This is a genomic window from Sphingomonas sp. PSPC2-2 (assembly GCF_049897725.1).
Taxonomy (GTDB): Bacteria; Pseudomonadota; Alphaproteobacteria; order Sphingomonadales; family Sphingomonadaceae; genus Sphingomonas.
This window is the reverse complement of record NZ_JAFCWU010000005.1, coordinates 34,690-56,020: the sequence shown is the minus strand read 5'-3', so window position 1 is coordinate 56,020 and position 21,331 is coordinate 34,690. Positions and strand designations below refer to the sequence as shown.

Below are 21,331 nucleotides of genomic sequence, written 5' to 3'. Positions count from 1 at the left end.
CCTCAGCGCGGTGGCGGGGCCGCGCGCACCGGCACCGGCAGGTTGCAGAGGTCTGCGGCACCCGCAGGCACGGTAAAGAACGGCCCGCCGCGATTGGCGCGCGCCGCCAACGTTGCGGCAAATACTGGCGCGTCGGGCCGTAGGTACTGAAATGCGGGCCGCTCGCCCGGCGGCAAATCGGCGGCAAGAACGATGCGCTTGATCGGCACGCGCATTTTCACATCTTCATACAGGCCAAGTCCCCCGCCGGTGCCGCGCGGCAGGGCCGACAGCGCCGCCATTCCGTCAATCACCCGCCCGACCACTGCGATGTTGCGATCGAGATGCCGCGGCGCGTGGCCGATCACGGTATAAAGATCACCTCCGGTGCCGGTATCGGGTGCGAGATCGCGCGCTACGCCGACCATGCCGTAGCAATGCGGCAGCCATTGCGCCTTGCCGTCGCCCGCCACGGCCCAGCCGCTCGGGGTGAAGCCGGTGTGCGTCGCATAGGCATCGCGATACGGATTGGCGACGGCACGGCCATGCGCGCCCCAGGCCCATTCATATTCGGCCGGCGGATGACGATCGATGCCGACGGCGGGCGGCTTCTTCTCGCTCGCATCGCCCCATTGGGTGACGTAATTGTCCTGCACGCGGTACACCGTCGCGTCGCTCCACCACCCGCTGCGCGCAATCGTTCGGATATTGGCGATATGCACGGGCGCGAACTCGGCGGCGAGCCAGATGACGGAGCGTTGGCCATCGGCAAAGTCGAGCAGAAGCAGATCATTTGGGTCGATCCCTGCCCACGCCTCCGCCGGGGCGGCGGCGGCGAGTTGTGCAGCGGTCGGCTTGGGCGTCGGCGCGGGCGGTGCGCTCGCGGCGATCTGGGCGGCGGCTAGCAGGGCGAAGATTGGCGGGACCATCGGCATTGTGCCATCGTGCCACGCTCATATGCACGGGCGCAATCCCCGCCCGCAGCAGATCGCTTGCACAGTCGCCACGGACGCTCTAGGGCGACCGTTCTGTCCAGGACATGCGGAGCGGTGGCCGAGTGGTCGAAGGCGCTCGCCTGGAAAGTGAGTATACGTCAAAAGCGTATCGAGGGTTCGAATCCCTCCCGCTCCGCCAAAATCCGTTGAAATCATTAGATTTTTTCTGGTTTTTGTTGGTCCGTCCGGGTCTCCGTCCGGGTTTATGAGGCGGATTTCTGCGAACCGCTGCGACCACCCGATCAAATTCTGAGACGAGCCGCACGGCCGGCGCGCCTGGCAATGGGAAAGCGTCCGGGAATCTACGCATCTCCCGGGATTCCAAGTGAGCCTAATATCCCTTCAACGGGAGAGTTTTCACATGGGCATTCACGACATTCTACTGCAGCTTCGCAGTGCGCCAGAGCACTCGCCGCGCTGGTCGATCGATGCGGCAATATCCCTTGCCACAACGCTCGATGCTCGACTGTCCGGTGTGGTCTGTCAGATCGTCATCCCCCGCGTATCGAACTGGCTTGCCGACAAGCTGGTGCATGCCAACGCACTGATCGCGGAGGAAAATGCCAAGAGCCGGGAAAGCGCACGACATCTTCTGGATGAAATGACCACGCGTATTCCGGCCCAATCCCGTGGCGAACAGACCCTGATCGAGTGCACGGAATTCGCCATGTCCCGCGAACTGGCGAAACGCGCGCGGTCTCACGACATCACCGTCGTGCCCATCGATGACGGCCTCGATATCGCGTACGTGGTTCAAGACCTTGTGTTCGAGTCCGGGAGGCCGATCTACCTGATGCCGCGGAGTGGCGGCGGTGGACATCGGCTCGACATCGTTACTGTCGCCTGGGATGGTAGCCGTGCGGCCGCCCGCGCCTTGGCCGATGCGCTCCCATTCTGCAGCCTCGCCAAGACGGTGCGTGTGGCCTGGGTGTCGGGTGATAACGATAAGACAATGTCGGGTTCCGCTGCGGACATCTGCCGCAATCTTGCGTGCCACGGGATCGAAGCAGAAGCGGTCGATATTCCCGCCGATGGCCGCGATGCCGGCACGGCGCTGCTGGCGAATTGCAAGGCTTCGGGAACTGACCTTCTGGTGATGGGCGCCTACGGCCATTCGCGCGCCCGCGAGTTTGTCCTCGGCGGCGCGACCCGCTCCGTCCTGGCATCACCGGATCTTCCCATCATATTATCGCATTGATGGCGGCTGAAAGCTGGCCTGGAGACGAGCGGTGACCCTGTTCAAAGCGCTTTTTGCCAGACCTCACCGCGTGGCGGGGCAGCCGCACTTTCCGGCCAATTATGACGGTACGGGATGCTGGTGGTTCGAGCGAGGCGTCTTGCCGCTCGGCGCCGCCCATGGTTTCAATGTTGATCTGGTCGGCGAGATGCAATGGCAGGATAATCTGAGCGCCCTGACCGGGGGGCGCTGCGAAGAGGGGCATAATTGTCATTTTCCGGCACAGCTCGTCTTCGACGATAATTCGCGCGATCCAAATGCGATCGGCGTGATGATCGACCACCGCGCGGTGGGCTGGGTTCCATCCGAGATGTCGGCCGACATCCGGCCAGCGATCCTTCGGCTCAATCCGGAGGGCAAGCCGGTCACCTGCAAGGCAAAGGTGATAGGAGGTTGGGACCGTGGGCCCGATGATCGCGGATATTTCGGCGTGAAGCTCAGCATTTCGATGCCATTGAAAAGGGCAGTTCTATCGACAGCGACCGGGCCGGCCTGAGAATGAGTCCAAGATAAGTATACATACCAAGTGTCGGGCTCGGTGGTTCGGCGTAGCGGTATTCCATGGACCTGATCAGCAGCGCGGCAGCATGACGGAGAAACTCACACTCGCCTTTCACGGCGCGGCGCGCACGGTCACGGGTTCCTGCATGGAGTTCACACATAGGGGAAAGCGCATCCTCGTGGACTGTGGCCTCTTCCAGGGGTCGCGTACGCTGGAGACGCTGAACCGCAGCGCATTTGCGTTCGACGCGCGCCATGTCGATGCTGTCATCCTGACGCACGCGCATATCGACCATAGCGGTTTACTGCCTCGGCTGGTGGCCGAAGGCTTTACCGGCGACATCTGGTGCACCGAGCCGACCGCCGCGCTGCTCGAATTCATGCTTGCCGATGCGGGGCGCATCCAGGAGGGCGACGCCGCCCGACGTAACCGGCGCAAGGATCGCGCCGACCTGCCGGATATCGAGCCGATCTACACCGAACAAAACGCGATGACTGCTTGGCGACAGACACGGCCGATCCCGCTCGAAGAATGGTTTGAACCCGTTCCCGGTTTCAAGGCGCGTCTGTGGAACGCCGGGCACATATTGGGGTCTGCATCGGTCGAGCTGCAGGTCGATGGCACCCATATCCTTTGCTCGGGCGACATAGGGCCTGAACACAAGGCCTTCCACCCCGACCCCGAGAGTCCCGCCGACTTCGATCATGTCATCTGCGAGTCCACCTACGGAGACCGCAAGCGGGAAGACCTAACGATCGTTGATCGCCGCGCCCTGCTGGAGAAGGAAATCACCCAGGCGCTGGCCCGCGGCGGAAACCTTATCATCCCGGTGTTCGCGCTCGAACGGACGCAGGAGCTGCTGCTCGACATGGCCGCGCTGATCGACGCGAAGCGCATCCGGTCAGTGCCGATCTTCGTGGATTCACCCCTGGCCAACAGGGCAACGAGCGTTTTCGCGAAGTTTGCCGATACGCTCGAGGACATGAACGGCGAAAATATCTTCCGCAACACGGCCTTCCATTTCGTCGATGCGACCGCGGAGTCTATCCGGCTCAACAGCGTCTCGGGTGCCATCATCCTGGCGGCGTCCGGCATGTGTGAGGCAGGGCGCATCCGACATCACCTCAAGCACAACCTGTTCAAGCGCGAGGCGACGATATTGTTTGTCGGCTTCCAGGCCGAAGGAACGCTGGGCCGGGTGATCCTCGAAGGCGCCGAACGCGTGCGAATCTGGGGCGAGGATATCGTCGTCCGCGCACAGATCCGCCACATCGAGACCTATTCCGCACATGCCGACCAGGATGGACTGCTCGCCTGGATGGAGGCTCGCCGTCCTGTTGGCGGCAGCCTCTTCCTCGGGCATGGAGAAGCCTCGTCGATCGAAACGCTGCGCCAGTTCGCCCAAACCAGGCAGATCGCGTCCTCGATCCTCGTGCCCGAGATCGGGGAGGCCTATCATCTCGCGCCCGCGAAGCCCGCCGCGCGAACCAGGACCGCCGATCCGAGACTTCAGGACGTGATCGGACCCGACTGGCAGAACAGCTATGCCGATTTCGCGACCAAGCTGAAACGAGAGCTCGCGCAAATCAACGACACAAGGGCTCGCGAGCATGCCGTCGCCGACATGCGAGCGGTGCTCGAGAGCTACAAGCATGCCCGCGCAGAACAGTCGGTTCGACGCCACAGCCGCGAAAATCTCCCTTCGGCCATCGGCTGATCTGGACGGGTGGAGGGTACGGAGAATCCCGTAACGACTCCGTATCGGATGGGTGCCACCGTATTTGTGCGGAGGTGCCCCATGGACAAACTCGAAATTCCCTATCTACTCAAGCGAGCGTGTGCGCATCGGCTCCTCGGACAGGTTGCGAAATGCAGCGAGGCGCGGTCGATTCACCGCCAATTCGTCAAGAATTACCAGGGTCTTCTCCTTGCGATTCGCCACACGCGCTTGTCGCCGGTCATCCGTCAGGAGACACTGAATAAGCAACGGCTCGGTCTGCCCGACGAGATTTCAACCATGATCGCCGACAGGAAGGTGGCCTGATGCCGGATAAGACAGAGGCCCGTAGCCGTCTAACCGAGAGACTTGCCGCGTTGATGTCGCAGGTTGGGCGGATCGAAGCCGAACTGGGCCGACCGCTCGACGACGACTTTGCCGAACAGGCGGTCGACCGGGAGGATGACCAGGCGCTGGACACTTTGGAAAGCTCGACGCTCGCCGAGATCGAACTGACCAGGAACGCCATCGCTCGGCTTGGCTCGGGCAGCTACGGGATTTGCACCAGCTGCGGCAATGTCATTGCGGCCGAGCGGCTGAACGTATTGCCCGCGGCTGCTGAGTGCATCGGCTGTGCCAGCACGCGGCATATCGCCAGACCGTGAAGGAAGACCGGAGCGCGGAAGTGCTTTACCAGCGCAAGGATGTTTTCGAGTTCGTACGGCTCCCGATAACGTGCGCTTCGTAAAAACGCTTACGCTCGACTTGATCGATGACAGATTTCCGTTGGTTCGACCTTCTGTTGACGGGAACGATGAACACGGCCCCCCGGAGATCGACGAACCCCTACAGTGGAGAGATTGATTGGGGGCCACCAGCATCGACGCGATCGGAGCGATTGCCCTCTCGCTCACGCTTGGCCTGCTGATCGGTATCCAGCGCGGATGGACGCTGCGTAAAGAGCCGCCGGGCTCCCGCTTCGCAGGCATTCGCACCTTTGGCCTACTCGGGCTGGCAGGCGGCATGGCCGGTGCCATCCATTCAAGCGACAGCATTGTCGCAACGATCATCCTCGCTGGAGCGGCCATCCTGGTCCTGCTTGGTTACGCAGAGCTGGCGTGGCGAAGTGGCAAGGTCAGTGGGACAGCTAGTTTGGTGGGCCTGCTGACCCTCGGCTGCGGGTTTCTTGCGACGACCCAGCAAGCGATGCTCGCCACGATCATCGCCGTCGTGATCACCTTGGTACTGGCCTTGCGCCCGCAGCTTCACGTCTGGGTCGAGCGGTTGAGTGAAGCCGAAGTGAATGCGATCGCGCGGTTTGCCCTGATAGCCATGGTTATCCTGCCGCTGCTTCCCGATCGTACCTTTGGCCCCTTCGATGCCTGGAACCCGCGTCAGCTATGGATGGTCGTCGTGATGGTGTCGGGCTTCTCGTTTGCCGGCTATGTTGCCAGCAAGCGGTTGGGGGCATCGCGCGGCACGATCGCGACGGCGGGCGCCGGGGCAATGGTTTCGTCGACCGCGGTGACGGCGGCCCTGGCCACCAGGCTACGCAATATCGACGAGCGCGCTCCCATTCTCATCGCCGGAATCGCTACCGCTTCGACGGTCATGCTGCTGCGCGTGCTCGTCCTGGTGGCGGTGCTCGCACCCTTTGCATTTTCCACGCTGGCGCTGCTTGTCGTTCCCGCCGCGCTCATGAGCGCGGCGGCGACGCTCTGGCATATGCGCATTGCGATGCGGCGTCCGGCCAAACCGACCGAGGAGGTCGCGGTTCGCAACCCATTCGACATCCTGCCAGCCCTCGCCCTGATGGCGCTGGTGATGGTACTCTCGCTGGTCTCGCGCTGGGTGTTGCATAAGTTCGGCGATGCCGGGCTTGCGACCGTGCTTGCCCTGTCCGGCATGGTCGATGTCGATTCCGCCATCATCACCATGGGCGGATTGCCGTCCGGAACACTTGATGCGCGAACCGCAGGCCTCGTGCTCGCAGCGCCCGTCATGCTCAACACGCTCTTCAAGGCAGGAGCGGCGATCAGCCTCGCTGGCTGGACCAGGGGCTGGCAAGCCGCTTTGCCGCTCGTGGCAAGCGTCGCCGCCGGCCTGCTCATGCTGCCGATCGTGCTGCGTCAGGCTGGCTCGTGAGGGCACATCTTGATTCGGCGGCGCGGCCGCATCTGGCGGCGACATTCGAGCACCATGCGCAATGCCATGATATACGCGAACGGGGATATCGATGTTGAAGATCAGGCGCGTGGCAGTCGATACTTATCCTGAAAACACAGCATTCCTGCTACGCTCGGCCGACGGCTATGGCGCGGAGCAGTTTCAGGCCATGCGCAAGATCGAGATCACCGGAGACGCTAGCGGCATTCTCGCAACGCTGGCGATCTGCGACGATCCGAATATCGTCGGCGACGGCGAAATCGGCCTGGGCGAGCAGGCCTTCCGACGACTCGGGCTAGCCGAAGGCGAGAGCGTCTTGATCGCGCAGGCCAAGCCGCCCCGCAGCCTGGAGGCCGTCCGGCGCAAGATCGGCGGCGATGTTCTCAGCGACAGCGAGATCGCTGCCATCATCACTGATGTCGCGGCCTATCGTTACTCGCCGATGGAGATTGGCGCTTTTCTGGTGGCCTGCGCCGGCTTCATGACGACCCAGGAAACACTCGCGTTGACCCGCGCCATGGCCGATGCCGGCGACCGCTTTGACTGGCATGCTCCGCTGGTGGTCGACAAGCATTGCATCGGCGGCATCCCGGGAAATCGCACGTCAATGATCGTCGTGCCGATTGTCGCGGCGCACGGTCTCATCATGCCCAAGACATCGTCGCGCGCGATCACCTCCCCATCCGGGACCGCCGACACGATGGAGGTGCTTGCAAACGTCGATTTGTCGGCGGAACGCATGCGGGCCATCGTCGCGACCGAAAAGGCCGTCCTTGCCTGGGGCGGGCGGATGAACCTGTCCCCGGCCGACGACGTCCTGATCTCCGTCGAGCGGCCACTCCGCATCGACACGTTCGAACAGATGGTCGCATCGATCCTGTCCAAGAAGCTCGCCGCCGGTTCCACCCATATGGTGATCGACATTCCGGTGGGTCCCACCGCCAAGGTCCGTTCGCAGGGCGAAGCCGTGCGACTACGCAAGCTCTTCGAATATGTCGCGCACAAGGTGGGACTGACGGTCGATGTTGTGCTGACGGACGGCTCGCAACCGATCGGACGCGGCATCGGGCCTGTGCTGGAGGCCCGCGACGTGATGGCCGTGCTGCGTAACGATGCGGACGCCCCCGACGATCTGCGCGAGCGGGCGCTGCTGCTGGCGGGACGCGTGCTCGATTTCGATCCTGACCTGGAGGGTGGGCGCGGTTATGCGCGGGCGCTCGACCTGCTGGCATCGGGCAAGGCATTGGCGGCAATGGAACGCCTCGTTGCGGCGCAAGGCGCGCAGACCCAGACGTTCCGTCCGGGCGCGCTGCGTAGCGAAATCCTCGCGGACGAGGACGGCTCGGTCGCTGCGATCGACTGTCACCTGATCGCGCGCATCGCCCGGCTGGCAGGCGCGCCGATGGACAAGGGCGCGGGCATCGATTTGCTGTGCAAGATCGGTGACAGGGTTCGCAGGGGTGAGCCGCTTTACCGGATCCACGCGCAGTCGGAGACCGGCCTGCGCTTTGCCTGCGATCTGGCGGCCGAGGGCTCGGGCTACCGGCTGCTGTCATGATCGCGACGATCCATCATTTTGCCGAATCCCTTCAGGCCGCTCATCGCCTGGCCGACCTGCTGGGTATCGACTGCCGGGCGGTCAACGTCCGTCGCTTTCCCGATGGCGAAAGCCTCGTCCGGGTTGAGGATACGCAGCGCACCGCAATCCTGTATCGCTCGCTCGACCATCCCAACGAGAAACTGGTCGAACTGATGCTGGCGGCTTCGGCCCTGCGGGACCGCGGTGCGAGCTGCATCGTCCTGGTTGCACCCTATCTCGGCTATATGCGCCAGGACATCGCGTTCCAGCCCGGCGAAGCAGTCAGCCAGAAAGTGATCGGCACGCTGCTCGCGGCGCATTTCGACATGCTGGTGACGGTCGATCCGCATCTCCACCGAACCGCCTCGTTAGCGGCAGTTGCCCCGGGGATCGATGCAGTCGCAGTGTCGGCTGCGGAGACATTGGTCGAATTGCTCCGGCCGGAGATAACATCAGCCGTCATGCTGATCGGCCCGGACGCTGAATCCCGGCCCTGGGTCGAAACCGTCGCCGCTCCATTGGGTCTCCAGGTCCTGGTCGGTGAAAAGCGGCGGCTAGGCGATCGCCATGTCCAATTGGAGATAGCCGGTATCGAGCGGGTGCAGGGGCGGACCGTGGTGCTGATCGACGATCTCATCTCGAGCGGTGGCACCCTGGTGCGATGCGCCGAACTGCTCCACGCCGCTGGCGCAACACGCATCGAGGCGGTCGCCACACATTGTCTGGCCAGTCCTCACGATCTCGCGAAACTCGCCGCTGCGGGGGTGGCGCGAGTTCGGTCCACCGATACCGTGGCAGGCCCAACCGCAAGCGTCGCTATCGCGCCAGCCCTTGCCTCAGCGCTTGTGCGATGGACGCCGACCGCCGCGCAATGAAAAGAATTGCCGCCGCGCCTGTGCCCGTAAACTCGGCGGGCAGCGCGAACCGTCAGGGCCGGATCGCGACCTTCAACACACCATCCCGCTGGTTGGAGAAAAGTTCATACGCGCTCTCGATGTCGTCGAGCGCGAAACGGTGAGTGACAAGGGGCCCGGTGTCCACGCGCCCTGAAGCCACGACGTCCATCAGCCGCCGCATCCGTTCCTTGCCGCCCGGGCAGAGCGTACTGACGATCCGGTTGTCGCCGAGGCCCGCGGAAAAGGCATCGATCGGGATGCGAAGGTCCTCCGAATACACGCCGAGCGAGGAGAGCGTGCCGCCCGGCCGCAGCACGCGCAAGGCTGCCTCGAAAGTGGCCTGCCGCCCAAGCGCCTCGATCGAGACATCGACGCCGCGGCCATCGGTGATCCTGCGAATTTCATCGACCGGGTCGACCTTGCTGAAGTCGACGACATGATCCGCCCCCATCGCGCGGGCAATCGCCAGCCTTTCGGGCAGGGTATCGACCGCAATGATGGTGGTCGCGCCCATCAACTTTGCGCCAGCGGTGGCGCACAGGCCGATAGGCCCCTGCGCGAATATGGCGACCGTGTCGCCGATACGGATGCGGCCGGATTCTGCGCCGCTGAATCCGGTCGAGAGGATGTCCGGGCACATCAGCACCTGCTCGTCGGTGAGGCCGTCGGGCACCGGCGAGAGGTTGGCCATCGCATCGGGCACGAGCAGGTACTCCGCTTGCGCACCGTCGATCGTATTGCCGAACCGCCACCCTCCCATCGCTTTCCAGCCATGATCATGTGCGCCGCCGCATTGCGAGTGGAAGCCGCACAGAGATGCATTCGAGGTGCCCGACGGCGTGATCGCGCCGGCGATCACGCGCTGACCCTCGCGATAGCCGACGACCGCCGAGCCGAGCTTTTCAATGATGCCGACCGGCTCGTGTCCCACCGTCAGGCCCCGCGCAACAGGATATTCGCCCCTTAGGATATGGACGTCAGTCCCGCAGATCGTGGTGGTCGTCACTCGGATGAGCGCATCCAGAGGCCCGACATCCGGCACCGGTTTTTCCCCCAGGATGATTCGACCGGGTTCGAGGAAAATGGCGGCTTTCATCTTCAGTGCCATGAGTCAGAACTCCATCGACGCGGACGAACCGCACATTGGCTTATGTCCAACGCCACCCCGGGGTCTCTACGTGACGTTGCGTAGCCCTTGGTCTGCGCTTCCACACTTCCCGGCACGCCGTGAGACTACGTATGCCCGGCTGCTGAGCGAAGCGGTAAGCCATCCCTCAACAAAGAGGATTCGAACTTTTCGGTCCCTTCCACATCTTGTGAATTGCAGCGCCAGCCGGCGGCGGGCGTCCCCGCAGTGAAGAGGATCAAGCCAAGTCATGAACGATAGTTCGCTGACCCGCGTCCCACAATTTCTGGTCGAACCCACCCGTTTCCTATTCTTCACGGGCAAAGGAGGCGTTGGCAAGACGTCGATCGCATGCGCAGCCGCCCTTTCGCTTGCCGATCGCGGCAAATCGATCCTGCTCGTCAGCACCGATCCTGCCTCCAATCTCGACGAAATATTGGACGTACCCTTGACCAATCAGCCGGTCGCGGTGCCGAACGCTCCCGGCCTGTACGTCCTGAACATCGATCCGACCGCTGCGGCAGAAGCTTATCGCACGCGCGTGCTGGCCCAAATGGAGCCCGATGCGAGCGCCCGGGACCGCGATACGATTCGTGAGCAGCTTTCGGGCGCCTGTACGACCGAGATCGCGGCATTCGACGAATTCGTCGGCCGCCTTGCCGATGCTGACGGCACCTATGATCACATCGTCTTCGACACCGCGCCGACGGGGCACACGCTGCGATTGCTCAGCCTGCCCAAGGCCTGGAGCGGCTTCCTCGCGGAAAATGACCAAGGCGCGTCGTGCCTGGGACCTCACTCGGGACTCAAGACGCAAGAGGAGCGCTTCAGAAGAGCCATGGCGGCGTTGTGCGATCCCGCGGCCACAGCCGTCATTCTCGTGACGCGCCCGGAACGCGGCGCGATCGCCGAGGCGGGTCGAACCTCGACCGAGTTGGCGGTGCTGGGGCTCGGCAACCAGCATCTCGTTGTGAACGGCCTGTTCCGCGCCAGCGACCCATCCGACGCGACGGCGGCGTCGCTGGAGGCCCAGGGACAGCAGGCGCTGGCAGAGATGCCAGCCGTGCTCCGGAAGCTTCCGCGCGACGACATAGAGCTCTGCCCCTTCGAGATGATGGGCCTGGACGCGCTACGTTCAGTCCTGTGCTCTGGCCCATTGTCGACAAACCCTGGCGAACCCGCCGTTGCTGCGCCATGGGTCGGCGACCTGCCCGGCCTCGATCGACTGATCGACCTGCTCGCAGCGGACGGCAAAGGGCTGATCATGGTGATGGGAAAAGGCGGCGTGGGCAAGACCACCATCGCCGCGGCCATAGCGCTAGGGCTCGTCGAGCGTGGCCACAGCGTGCATCTCAGTACCACTGACCCCGCCGCACACTTGGCAATGACGATGACCGGGAATGTCGCCGGGCTTCGCGTCGACCGGATTGATCCCAAAGCGGAAACCGAGCGGTACATCGCCAAGATCATGGAGCAGAGAGGCGGCATGCTCGATGCGCAGGGTCAGGCCCTGCTGCGCGAGGACTTGGCCTCGCCTTGCACGGAGGAAGTCGCCGTCTTCCATGCCTTCTCGCATATCGTCGCCGAGGCGCGCAGCGCGTTTGTCGTGCTGGACACGGCCCCCACCGGTCACAGCCTTCTGCTAATGGATGCGACCGGCGCCTATCACCGCCAAATGACACGGCAATCGACTTTGCACGACCTTGCCGGCCGCATAACTACGCCGCTGATGCGGCTCCAGGATCCCGACTATACGCATATTCTGCTGGTTACTCTTGCGGAGACCACACCTGTCTCGCAGGCAAGCGCATTGCAGGACGATTTGCGGCGCGCGCAAATCGAGCCTTTTGCCTGGATCATCAACAAGAGCCTGCTGGCGGCTGGCTCGAGCGATCCACTGCTGCGCCAGCGGCTCAGCGGCGAGCTGAAACAGGTCGATCGCATACGCGGATCGATGGCTAAGCGACTGTTCTTTGTGCCTTGGCAGGCCACACCGCCGGTGGGCGTCCCCGCGCTCGCACGGCTCGCCCATGACGGCGCATGAACTGCATCACGGGCGTTTCAAAAAAGACTTGGACAATCGGAAGCGCCTGCCGAGACGACGGGTCGAATTGTTGCACGTAGAACCATCAGGAATCCAGCGAAGACCATCGGCACGCAAAGCCACTGACCCATATGAAGACCTGTCGCGGAGGCAAAGGCAGCCAACTGTTGATCGGGCTCGCGAATGAACTCGACCAAGAACCGGAAAACGCCGTAGCCCAGGACGAACGCGCCACTCAGCAACCCAGGTCGGCGACGCGCGCTGGTGAAACGGAATAGGCACCAGAGCAAGAGGAAGAGGATCGGCCCCTCCAGCATCGCTTCGTAGAGTTGGCTGGGATGGCGTGGGAGAGGCCCGGCGCCTGGAAAGACAATTCCCCATGGCAGGTCTGTCGGCCGTCCCCAAAGCTCACCATTCACGAAATTGGCGAGACGACCGAGGAACAGTCCGATCGGTGCGGACATTGCGACATAGTCGATGATCCGCAACCAATTTAGACGATGTCGCTGGGAGAACAGGAAAATGGCGATCGCAACGCCCAGCGCGCCGCCGTGAAACGACATACCCCCAGCCCAAAGCTTGAATACCTTCAAGGGCTGCGCGAGATAGGTTCCAGAGTCGTAGAAGACCACATAGGCGAGACGCCCACCGAGGATGATGCCCGCGGTGACCCATGTCACCAAAGCATCAGCCTGCTCCTTCGCCATGGGGGCGCCGTCATCGGCGAGCAGCTTCACCAGATAGAACCAGCCGAGGAGAATGCCGGCTATATAGGCCAGGCTGTACCAGCGCAGCGCGAATGGACCGATCTGAAGCAGCACGGGATTGAGGTGCAGCGACGAAAAATAGATCGCGGTTGGGACGTGACCCGCGAGACTCATGCGACAGTCCGATCTAAGGAGAAAATTGCTCAATCGCATTTTCGAGTCTCGTGCTCAAACGGTAATCCTTGCCATGTTTCCAGTCATTTCAGTTGCGCCTGCAGATCAGGCGGACACCATTTCGCCCCATGAATGAGCGCCTGTTGCGGCCTTCGGCGCTCCTTTACCTCGCGCGACGCATCTTTCGATCGAGCGAAGCCAGCTTCATCCTTCTCGCCGTGGGGGTTGGCATTGCGGCCGGGCTCATTGCCGCGGTGCTGGGCAGTCTCGCGCATCTTTTCCAATCCACGCTCTATGACCTCAATTTTGACGATCGGCTGAGTGGCCTCGCCATCATCTCGCCCATCCGTCTGCTGGCACTGCCCTTGGGCGGCGCGCTACTGGGAGCGGTCATCCTGATCGTCCGCAAGCAAAGGCGCACGTCGATCGACGTGGTTGAAGCCAATGCCTTGCATGGCGGACGCATTCCGTTTCGCGACACGCTGCTGGTTTCTGGCCAAACCTTACTCTCCAACGGCTGCGGCGCGTCCGTCGGCCTCGAAGCCGCATATGCGCAGGCCGGAGGCGGCATCGCATCGCTAATTGGCCAATGGCTCAATCTGCGGCGCAACGATATGCGCGTGCTCGTGGGGGCCGGAGCAGGTGCAGCCATCGGCGCGGCGTTCGGAGCACCGTTGACCGGTGCCTTTTATGCCTTTGAAATCGTCATCGGCGCCTATACGCCGGCGAGTATCGCGCCGGTGCTGGCTGCCACCATTGCCGCAGTGATCACGGCCCGCACTCTGGGCGCGACGCCCTATCTCATTGCGGCCACCAGCAGCCAAAATCTCGCGACCCTCGACTATCTGATTTACGCAGTGCTCGGCCTGATCGCGGCCATGCTTGGCATTGCGCTCATGCGTCTGGTCTCGTTCGCGGAAGCGGCCGTTCGACATACCATGCTGCCGGAATGGTCGCGTCCGGTCTTGGGCGGGCTGATTCTCATGCCCATTGCCATGATCTCGCCCCACGCGCTCTCGGCCGGGCACGGCGCCCTGCATCTGACCATTGGCGGCGAACTCGCTTTGGGCATGCTGACGCTGATCTTTGGCTTGAAAGCCCTCGCATCGATCGTGTCGCTCGGCTTCGGGTTCCGCGGCGGCTTGTTTTTCGCGTCATTGTTCCTGGGCGCCTTGCTTGGCCAGATCCTGGCGGGTCTTTGGGCACTCATTCCCGGGGCGGTCACTCTCTCACCGGTGGATGCAGCGCTTGTCGGCATGGCGGCGCTCGCGGTCGCGGTGGTGGGCGGCCCGATGACGATGTCGCTCCTGGTGCTGGAGGCCACACATGACTTCGAGATTACCGCAGTCGTCCTGACCGCCGCGCTATGTTCGAGCGCGCTGGTACGCGAGCGCTTTGGCTATTCCTTCTCGACCTGGCGATTGCACTTGCGTGGAGAAGTCGTCAGGAGCGCGCGCGATGTCGGGTGGATGCGCCTACTGACAGCGCGCCGCATGATGCGCACCGCACCGGCCACTGCGTCGCCGACCCTGTCGATGGCTGCATTCAAGGAGCAGTTTCCTTTGGGTTCGACGAGCCGGGTTTTGCTCGAAGATCATGACGGGTACTATGCCGGCCTGGTGCCGACGGCCTCGGTCTACGCCGACACCGGTCCGACTGACCGCATGATATCCGAGCTGACGATCCTGCGCGACGCCACCCTGTCTCCCGATATGCCGATCGGTGCGATCATGGCGCGCTTCGACGAGAGCGAAGCCGACGACCTGGCGGTCGTCGATCCCGCAGGGCGCATCCTGGGCATGCTGACCGAAAAATATGTCCGCAAGCGCTATGCTGACGAGATCGATCGGTCGCAGCGCGATCTCTACGGCGAAGACTAGCTGGGAGGCAGGTGCTGGTTGACCCAACTGGTGATGGCGCGTTGGTCCATGGCACCAGCGCTGCGCGCGATCTCACGTCCGCCAGAAAACAGGATGAGCGTTGGAATCGACCGAATCGCGAACCGAGCGGCAACGGCCTGTTCTGCTTCGGTGTCGACCTTCAGCAAACGCACCCTTGGTTCGAGACCCTTGGCCGCGGCGGCAAAGGCAGGAGCCATCGCCTTGCATGGACCGCACCAGCTTGCCCAGAAATCGACGAGGACGGGTAGCGAGCCTGTCTTCACATGGCGATCGAACGCCTGGCCACTTACAGCAACCGGCGCTCCCTGAAACAGCATCTGGCTGCAGCGCCCGCATTTCGGGCTTTCCGAGATGCGGGTGGCCGGAACGCGATTTGCGGTCGCGCAGGAGGGGCAGATGATGACGACAGGATCAGCCAACGCTGCACTCATCCCGCTATTCCCTGTAATTGACGTGCCTGGCCCGCACCAGAGGAAGGGCCAGGAGTCGTTCCATTTGGGCGCGCCGGGAGCCATGTGACGCGTCGTCTCGACATTCTCATGACCAAAGCCCTCAATTTCTCGCTTACATTTGTAATGTAATCATGTAGGGAATAATGCCAAGATGCGTGAGACGGAATTTTCCGAAATGGACGAAACATCGGCCGATATGGGCGGCACCCCACAGTGCCTGCAGATCGGCGATCCGGCCCCCAATTTCCAGGCGCGAACGACGATGGGGATGGTCAACCTCTCCGACTTTCGCGGTCGATGGTTGATCCTGTTCTCGCATCCCGCCGATTTCACCCCGGTCTGCACCAGTGAGTTCGTCGCCCTGTCAAAGGCGAGCGACCGATTTGAGGCGCTCAACTGCGCGCTGCTCGCCGTCTCGGTCGACAGTCTCTATTCGCATCTGGGCTGGATCCGCGCGATCCGCGACGGGTTCGGGGTCACGGTGAGCTTCCCGATTGTCGAGGATCCATCGCTGATCATCGGGCGGGCCTACGGCATGATCTCAGATCGCTCGCCCGACGCGGCCACGATGCGATCGACCTATTTCATCGATCCCGACGGGATCATCCGCGCGATGATCTGCTATCCCGCGACGATCGGACGCTCGGTCGATGAGATGTTCCGGGTATTGGCCGCCCTGCAGATTGTCGATGCCGATCATGTCGTGACCCCGGAAGGCTGGCATCCCGGCGACGCGGTGCTGTTGCCGCCCCACCAGGATCAGGCTGCTCTGCTGGCCGCGGCGGATGACCCGCTGTGGTTTTACCGCAGCAAGCCGCAGTCGCAGAAAGGGTAGGCATGGCGGACACTTTGCCCGCCCCGGATCTCGAAGCGCTCGCCGAAGTGATGCGCACGTTGGGCCATGATACCCGCCTCCGGCTGATCGCCACGCTCCTCGCGCAAGGCGAGAAGTCGGTCGGCGAAATCGAGGCTTTGACCGGCATCGGCCAACCGGGGCTGTCGCAGCAGCTCGGCGTGCTGCGCAAGGCTGAATTGGTTCAGACCCGGCGCGCCGCAAAGCAGGTCTATTACAGTGTGGCGTCGGATGCGTTTATCGCGGCGGCGGCCTTTCTCACCGCGCTTGCAAGGACTGGACCTGCCGAAATGGCAGCTCTGGCTGACCGAAAGGCGGCGTCGCCGGCACGTGGATCGGCTGCCATGTTCGCCAAGATCCTTTAGTTCCCCGGCGGCCGGTTGCTGGTTACGGTGCGCGCTCTGCAGCGGGCACGCCGGTGACTTGCTCGCCGAACTGATCACACAGGAAAGCCATCAAGGCCTGAACCCTGAGATCGGCGATGCGGTAGAAGATCGTGGTGTTCTCGCGCCTGGTCTGGACCAGGCCGCCCTCCCGCATGCGGGCGAGATGCTGCGACACGCTCGATTGCGACAGGCCGCACAAGCCGACCAACTCGCCGACCGATGCCTCGCCTTCGCGCAGGCGGCAGAGCAGGAGCAAGCGCTGTTCATTGGCAACGACCTTGAGAAACGCGGCAACCTCGGTGGCGCGTTCGCACAGTATTTCCACCGCACTGTCGGTCATCGTCATTTGCTTGCCGGTCTCCCGTCGTCACGCAGCACCACGTAGATGGCGGGGATAACCAGCACGGTGAGCAAGGTCGAGGAGGCGAGACCAAAGAGGAGCGAAATGGCGAGGCCCTGGAATATCGGGTCGGTGAGGATCACGGCAGCGCCGATCATCGCGGCGGCTGCGGTCAGGACGATCGGCTTGAACCGGATCGTCCCCGCCTCGATCAACACGTCGCGCAGCGGCTTGTCGGGCGTTGCCGTGTGCCGGATGAAATCGACCAGCAGGATCGAGTTGCGCACGATGATGCCGGCCAGCGCGATGAAGCCGATCATCGAGGTGGCGGTGAACGGCGCACGGAACAGCATATGGCCGATCACGATGCCGACCAGCGTCAGCGGTACCGGTGTCAGGATGACGAGCGGCAGCCGGAAGCTGCGGAATTGGGCGACGACCAGGATGTAGATGGCGAGCAGCGCGACCATGAACGCAGCCCCCATGTCGCGGAAGGTGACCCAGGTGATCTCCCACTCGCCGTCCCACAGCAGGCTCGTCGTCTTTTCGTCGGTGGGCTGGCCGGCCAGGCGGATTACCGGCTTCTGCAGGCCCTTGGCGGCCCAGTCATAGCTGTCTATCGCGCGATCGACCGCCAGCATGCCGTAGATCGGCGCCTCATAATCGCCGGCAAGCTCGGCGGTCACCATATCGGCAAAATGACCGTCGCGCCGGAAGATGGCCGGGCTGCTCTGCTCCTGCTGGGCATCGACGACGGCGCCGAGTTCGACCAGCTTTTGGCCGGTAGCGCCTTGCGAGACCGCCACCGGCGTACTGGCAAGCGTCTGCGTCCAGCTTCGCGCGGATTGCGGGAGGGCGATGGTGATCGGCAGCGGCGTGCGTTCATCCCCGCGCGGCGCGTACCCGACCGTCTTGCTGCCCAGCAGCGCGCCGATCGAATCGTTGATGTCGCGGCTCGACAGTCCGTAATAGTCGATCCGGTCCCGCTGAGGGATCAGGCGGAGCTTGGGACGGGGCTGCCCGAAGCTGTTGTCGACATCGACGATGTAGGGAATCGACTTGAAGATCTTTTCCAGTTCGGTCGCGGTGGCACGCCGGCTCTGCGCATCAGGACCGTAGATCTCGGCAAGCAGGGTGGCGAGCACGGGCGGTCCCGGCGGCGTTTCGACGACTTTGACCGAGGCACCGTCAGGGAGCTTCAGCGTCTTGAGCTTCTGGCGCAGGTCGAGGGCTATCTGGTGGCTCGAGCGGTCCCGGTCGCCCTTGGGTAGCAGCGTCACCATGACATCGCCCATCTCCGGGCGGCTGCGCAGGAAATAGTGGCGCACGAGCCCGTTGAAATTGAACGGCGCGGACGTGCCGAGATAGGCTTCCATCGCGGTCGCCTCGGGCAACTCGCGGGTCAGGCGGGTGACATCTTCGAGGACGCGGCCCGTGCCTTCGAGGCTGGTGCCCTCGGGCATGTCGACTACGACCTGGACTTCGGACTTGTTGTCGAAGGGCAGCAGCTTGACCGTTACCGCCTTGAAATAGAACATCGAGCAGGCGACCAGCGTGGCAATGCCAACCGCGATCAGGAAATTGCGCGCTGACTTCCGGTTATCGATGATCCGGTGCGCGACCCGCGTATAGAGGCGGCCGAGCTTGCCGCCGCTCGCATCATGCCCGTTCCCGTGATCGCCATCCGCGCCATCCGCGCCATCCGCGCCATCGGCTGCCAGCGTCTTGCGCGCGAAGCGGATCATCAGCCACGGCGCGATCACCACCGCGACGAAGAAGGAAAAGACCATCGCGGCCGACGCATTGACCGGGATCGGCGCCATATACGGTCCCATGAGGCCCGAGACGAACAGCATCGGCAGCAGCGCTGCCACCACGGTCAGCGTAGCGACCACGGTCGGGTTGCCGACCTCGGCGACTGCTTCGATCGCGGCCTCGGTACGGGTGCGATCATCGGGCATCGCCCAATGGCGAGCGATGTTCTCGATCATCACGATCGCGTCGTCGACGAGGATGCCGATCGAGAAGATCAGCGCGAACAGGCTGACGCGGTTGATCGTGTAGCCCATCAGGTTCGAGGCGAACATCGTCAGCAGGATCGTCGTCGGGATCACCACGGCGGTGACGCCGGCCTCACGCCAGCCGATCGCGAAACCGATCAGGATAACGATCGAGATCGTCGCGAGCGCGAGGTGGTAGAGAAGCTCATTGGCCTTTTCATTCGCGCTTGCGCCGTAATTGCGCGTGACCGCGACATCGATACCGTCGGGAATGAGGCTGCCCTTGAGGCTTTCGAGGCGTGCGAGCACCGCCTCGGAGACGACGACCGCATTGGCGCCCGACCGCTTGGCGATCGCGAGACTGACCGCCGGCGCGTTCGACCAACGCCCGTCGTTGCGTGCCCAGCGCCACGCGCGGGCCTGATCCTCGCGGGGCCCCTGGGTGACCGTGGCGACATCGCGCAGATAGACCGGGGCCCCGGCGACTGACCGGACGGTGAGCATGCCGACGTCCTGCGCCGAAGAAAGCGTCTGGCCAGCGGTGACCGCGACGGCTTGCCCGCCGTCGCGAACGCTCCCGGCGGGGAAGCTGCGATTGGCCTGCGCGGCCGCATCGATCACGCTGCCGAGCGGTACGCCATATTGGCTGAGCTTGCCGGGATCGGGCGCGATACGGATCTCTTCGGGGCGCCCGCCGGTCAGGAAGGTAAGCCCGACATTGTCGACCTTGGCGATCTCGGTCCGCAACCGGGTGGCAAGCGCATAGAGCGCCTGGTCGTCATATCGCCCGGCCGCGCCGGGCTTGGGCGACAGCGTCAGGACGATGGCGGGGACATCGTTGATCCCGCGCACCGTGACCTTGGGATCCGGAATACCCACCGGAATGCGGTCCCAATTGGCGCGCAGCTTCTCGTCGATCCGCGTCGCGGCGTCCTCTGGGTTCGATCCCACGAGGAACCGTGCGGTCACCATCACGCCGTCGTCTTCGGTCTGGGTATAGACATGCTCGACGCCATCGACACTTTTCACGATCGTCTCGAGCGGGATGCCGACAAGCTGGACGGCGTCCGGCGCGGAAAGGCCTGGTGCCATCACCTGGATGTCGACCATCGGTACGCTGATCTGCGGCTCTTCCTCGCGGGGAATCGTGAACAGGGCCAGAAGGCCGATCGCGATCGCGGCCAGCAGGAACAAAGGCGTCAGCGGCGAGGTGATGGTCGCGCGGGTGAGGCGCCCCGATAGGCCGAGATTCACTTACCGCGTCCGGGAGAGAAGAGGATATCGCCCGCGGTGACGCCCCCCAGGATTTCGAGGTTGCCCGGATCGCCCGTTGGCGCGGTCTGGACCGCCACCGCGCTGATGCGTCGGTCGGGGGTGACGACATCGACATAGTCGATGCCGTAGCGGGTCGAGATGAAGCGGCGCGGCACCACCATGGCCCGGCGCTGGCCGACTTCGATCGTCACGCCAACCCGCCGTCCAACCAATTCGCTGGAAAGGCCAGGCACGGTCGCGTCGACCTGCACCCGGCCTCCGGCGATGGCAGGATAGACCTGTGCCACCTGTCCCTGGCGCGACCCTTCCGGCAAATCCCCTTGAGCAACTATGACCCGCGTGCCGACACGCACGGCGTTTGCCAGCGACTCCGGCAGATCGATGCGGAGAACAGGCGGCCCTGCCGTAACCGTCGCGATCGACATGCCCGGCGCCACGACCGAGCCAGCGGGAATATCTGCACGCAGGACGCGGCCCGAGGCGGGTGCGAGGACCGCGCCCTGCCCGGCGACGCTGGCGCTCGCATTCTGCTGCGCGCGGGCGGCTGCCACCTGGGCATCGGCGGCGCGCGACATCGCGACCGACTGATCGAGGCGGGCCTTGGCGTAGACATTGTGATTGTAGAGATCCTGGACACGCGCAAGGTCGCCTCGTGCGCGGGCTGCTTCGGCTTGCGCGGCGGCAACCTGCGCGCCTGCCGCACTGGTTTCGTAGCCAAGGCGCGAATCGACGATCGAGCCGATGCGCTGGCCCTTGGTCACAATGTCGCCAGCGCGAACGGAGAGACTGACCAACGTGCCGGGAATGCGGGCCAGCGCCTGCGCCTGATCGCGCGTCGTGATTTCGGCGCCGACCGCCTTCATGTCCGTGGTTTGGGCAAGTCCAACGGTCAGCCGCTCGCCGGCGGGTAAGGCTGCAGTCTTTTCTTCGTTCGGCGCGCTGCCGCCGCAAGCCGTTAGCGTTAGAGCCGCTCCAGCGACCATCCATGCCCATTTTGTCATT

General features: G+C 63.6%; 19 protein-coding genes and 1 tRNA gene. 13 read left to right on the top strand and 7 right to left on the bottom strand.

The genetic code is table 11. The features are described 5' to 3' along the window. Window positions 1-2: 2 nt before the first annotated feature. On the bottom strand, window positions 3-908 hold the full coding sequence (locus tag ACP7BY_RS10535) for a peptidylprolyl isomerase (RefSeq protein ID WP_231565122.1): 906 nt from the start codon (window positions 906-908) through the stop codon (window positions 3-5). A 114-nt stretch (window positions 909-1,022) separates the two neighbouring features. Between ACP7BY_RS10535 and ACP7BY_RS10530 the strand changes: the two genes are divergently transcribed. The 9 genes from ACP7BY_RS10530 (at window position 1,023) to ACP7BY_RS10490 (ending at window position 9,050) form a co-directional block, all read left to right on the top strand. Further along, window positions 1,023-1,113, top strand: a tRNA-Ser gene (locus ACP7BY_RS10530). Between the two features lie 222 nt (window positions 1,114-1,335). Next, entirely contained in the window at window positions 1,336-2,172 is an 837-nt protein-coding gene (locus ACP7BY_RS10525; protein WP_033965203.1) for a universal stress protein, read from the top strand. 139 nt (window positions 2,173-2,311) lie between these two features. After that, complete coding sequence (locus tag ACP7BY_RS10520; RefSeq protein ID WP_137902960.1) at window positions 2,312-2,707, top strand: hypothetical protein; 396 nt, start codon at window positions 2,312-2,314, stop codon at window positions 2,705-2,707. 91 nt (window positions 2,708-2,798) lie between these two features. After that, window positions 2,799-4,430, top strand: a complete 1,632-nt coding sequence (locus ACP7BY_RS10515) for an MBL fold metallo-hydrolase (RefSeq protein ID WP_033965206.1) — start codon at window positions 2,799-2,801, stop codon at window positions 4,428-4,430. Between the two features lie 81 nt (window positions 4,431-4,511). Then, the gene (locus ACP7BY_RS10510; RefSeq protein WP_033965207.1) at window positions 4,512-4,757 is read left to right on the top strand and encodes a hypothetical protein; all 246 of its coding nucleotides are present in this window, start codon (window positions 4,512-4,514) and stop codon (window positions 4,755-4,757) included. Then, the gene (locus ACP7BY_RS10505; RefSeq protein ID WP_033965209.1) at window positions 4,757-5,095 is read left to right on the top strand and encodes a TraR/DksA family transcriptional regulator; all 339 of its coding nucleotides are present in this window, start codon (window positions 4,757-4,759) and stop codon (window positions 5,093-5,095) included. Before ACP7BY_RS10510 ends, ACP7BY_RS10505 begins: the two co-directional genes overlap by 1 nt. Window positions 5,096-5,294: 199 nt before the next feature. Further along, window positions 5,295-6,575 carry an MgtC/SapB family protein gene (locus ACP7BY_RS10500; protein WP_033965210.1) on the top strand — a complete coding sequence of 427 codons (1,281 nt, stop codon included), beginning with the start codon at window positions 5,295-5,297 and terminating at the stop codon, window positions 6,573-6,575. Window positions 6,576-6,666: 91 nt separating this feature from the next. Beyond that, window positions 6,667-8,154, top strand: a complete 1,488-nt coding sequence (locus tag ACP7BY_RS10495; protein WP_033965211.1) for a thymidine phosphorylase family protein — start codon at window positions 6,667-6,669, stop codon at window positions 8,152-8,154. After that, the gene (locus ACP7BY_RS10490) at window positions 8,151-9,050 is read left to right on the top strand and encodes a ribose-phosphate diphosphokinase (RefSeq protein WP_033965212.1); all 900 of its coding nucleotides are present in this window, start codon (window positions 8,151-8,153) and stop codon (window positions 9,048-9,050) included. The genes ACP7BY_RS10495 and ACP7BY_RS10490 overlap by 4 nt, the downstream gene beginning before the upstream one ends. Before the next feature lie 52 nt (window positions 9,051-9,102). Here the strand turns inward: ACP7BY_RS10490 and ACP7BY_RS10485 are convergent, their stop codons facing one another. Next, window positions 9,103-10,179 (bottom strand): NAD(P)-dependent alcohol dehydrogenase, encoded by a 1,077-nt coding sequence (locus ACP7BY_RS10485; protein WP_033965214.1) that lies wholly within the window; start codon window positions 10,177-10,179, stop codon window positions 9,103-9,105. Window positions 10,180-10,447: 268 nt separating this feature from the next. Between ACP7BY_RS10485 and arsA the strand changes: the two genes are divergently transcribed. Beyond that, window positions 10,448-12,241 (top strand): arsenical pump-driving ATPase, encoded by a 1,794-nt coding sequence (arsA, locus tag ACP7BY_RS10480; protein WP_137902959.1) that lies wholly within the window; start codon window positions 10,448-10,450, stop codon window positions 12,239-12,241. 17 nt (window positions 12,242-12,258) lie between these two features. Here the strand turns inward: arsA and lgt are convergent, their stop codons facing one another. Then, complete coding sequence (gene lgt / locus ACP7BY_RS10475; protein ID WP_249340869.1) at window positions 12,259-13,122, bottom strand: prolipoprotein diacylglyceryl transferase; 864 nt, start codon at window positions 13,120-13,122, stop codon at window positions 12,259-12,261. A gap of 128 nt (window positions 13,123-13,250) precedes the next feature. On the opposite strand from lgt, the gene ACP7BY_RS10470 reads away from it, so the two are divergent. Beyond that, window positions 13,251-15,002, top strand: a complete 1,752-nt coding sequence (locus ACP7BY_RS10470) for a chloride channel protein (protein ID WP_137902957.1) — start codon at window positions 13,251-13,253, stop codon at window positions 15,000-15,002. Here ACP7BY_RS10470 and trxC read toward each other — a convergent pair. Next, entirely contained in the window at window positions 14,999-15,454 is a 456-nt protein-coding gene (gene trxC, locus ACP7BY_RS10465) for a thioredoxin TrxC (protein ID WP_283214666.1), read from the bottom strand. The genes ACP7BY_RS10470 and trxC overlap by 4 nt on opposite strands. A gap of 196 nt (window positions 15,455-15,650) precedes the next feature. Between trxC and ACP7BY_RS10460 the strand changes: the two genes are divergently transcribed. Together ACP7BY_RS10460 and ACP7BY_RS10455 are read left to right on the top strand one after the other, a co-directional pair. Continuing rightward, complete coding sequence (locus ACP7BY_RS10460; protein ID WP_033965245.1) at window positions 15,651-16,310, top strand: peroxiredoxin; 660 nt, start codon at window positions 15,651-15,653, stop codon at window positions 16,308-16,310. A gap of 2 nt (window positions 16,311-16,312) precedes the next feature. Continuing rightward, on the top strand, window positions 16,313-16,693 hold the full coding sequence (locus ACP7BY_RS10455; RefSeq protein ID WP_033965216.1) for an ArsR/SmtB family transcription factor: 381 nt from the start codon (window positions 16,313-16,315) through the stop codon (window positions 16,691-16,693). Between the two features lie 22 nt (window positions 16,694-16,715). Here the strand turns inward: ACP7BY_RS10455 and ACP7BY_RS10450 are convergent, their stop codons facing one another. The 3 genes from ACP7BY_RS10450 to ACP7BY_RS10440 are packed head-to-tail and all read right to left on the bottom strand — an operon-like array spanning window position 16,716 to window position 21,330. Continuing rightward, window positions 16,716-17,060 carry an ArsR/SmtB family transcription factor gene (locus ACP7BY_RS10450; protein ID WP_033965218.1) on the bottom strand — a complete coding sequence of 115 codons (345 nt, stop codon included), beginning with the start codon at window positions 17,058-17,060 and terminating at the stop codon, window positions 16,716-16,718. Further along, complete coding sequence (locus ACP7BY_RS10445) at window positions 17,057-20,308, bottom strand: efflux RND transporter permease subunit (RefSeq protein ID WP_033965220.1); 3,252 nt, start codon at window positions 20,306-20,308, stop codon at window positions 17,057-17,059. Before ACP7BY_RS10445 ends, ACP7BY_RS10450 begins: the two co-directional genes overlap by 4 nt. Beyond that, window positions 20,305-21,330 (bottom strand): efflux RND transporter periplasmic adaptor subunit, encoded by a 1,026-nt coding sequence (locus tag ACP7BY_RS10440; RefSeq protein WP_137902956.1) that lies wholly within the window; start codon window positions 21,328-21,330, stop codon window positions 20,305-20,307. Before ACP7BY_RS10440 ends, ACP7BY_RS10445 begins: the two co-directional genes overlap by 4 nt. Between the last annotated feature and the right edge of the window lies 1 nt (window position 21,331).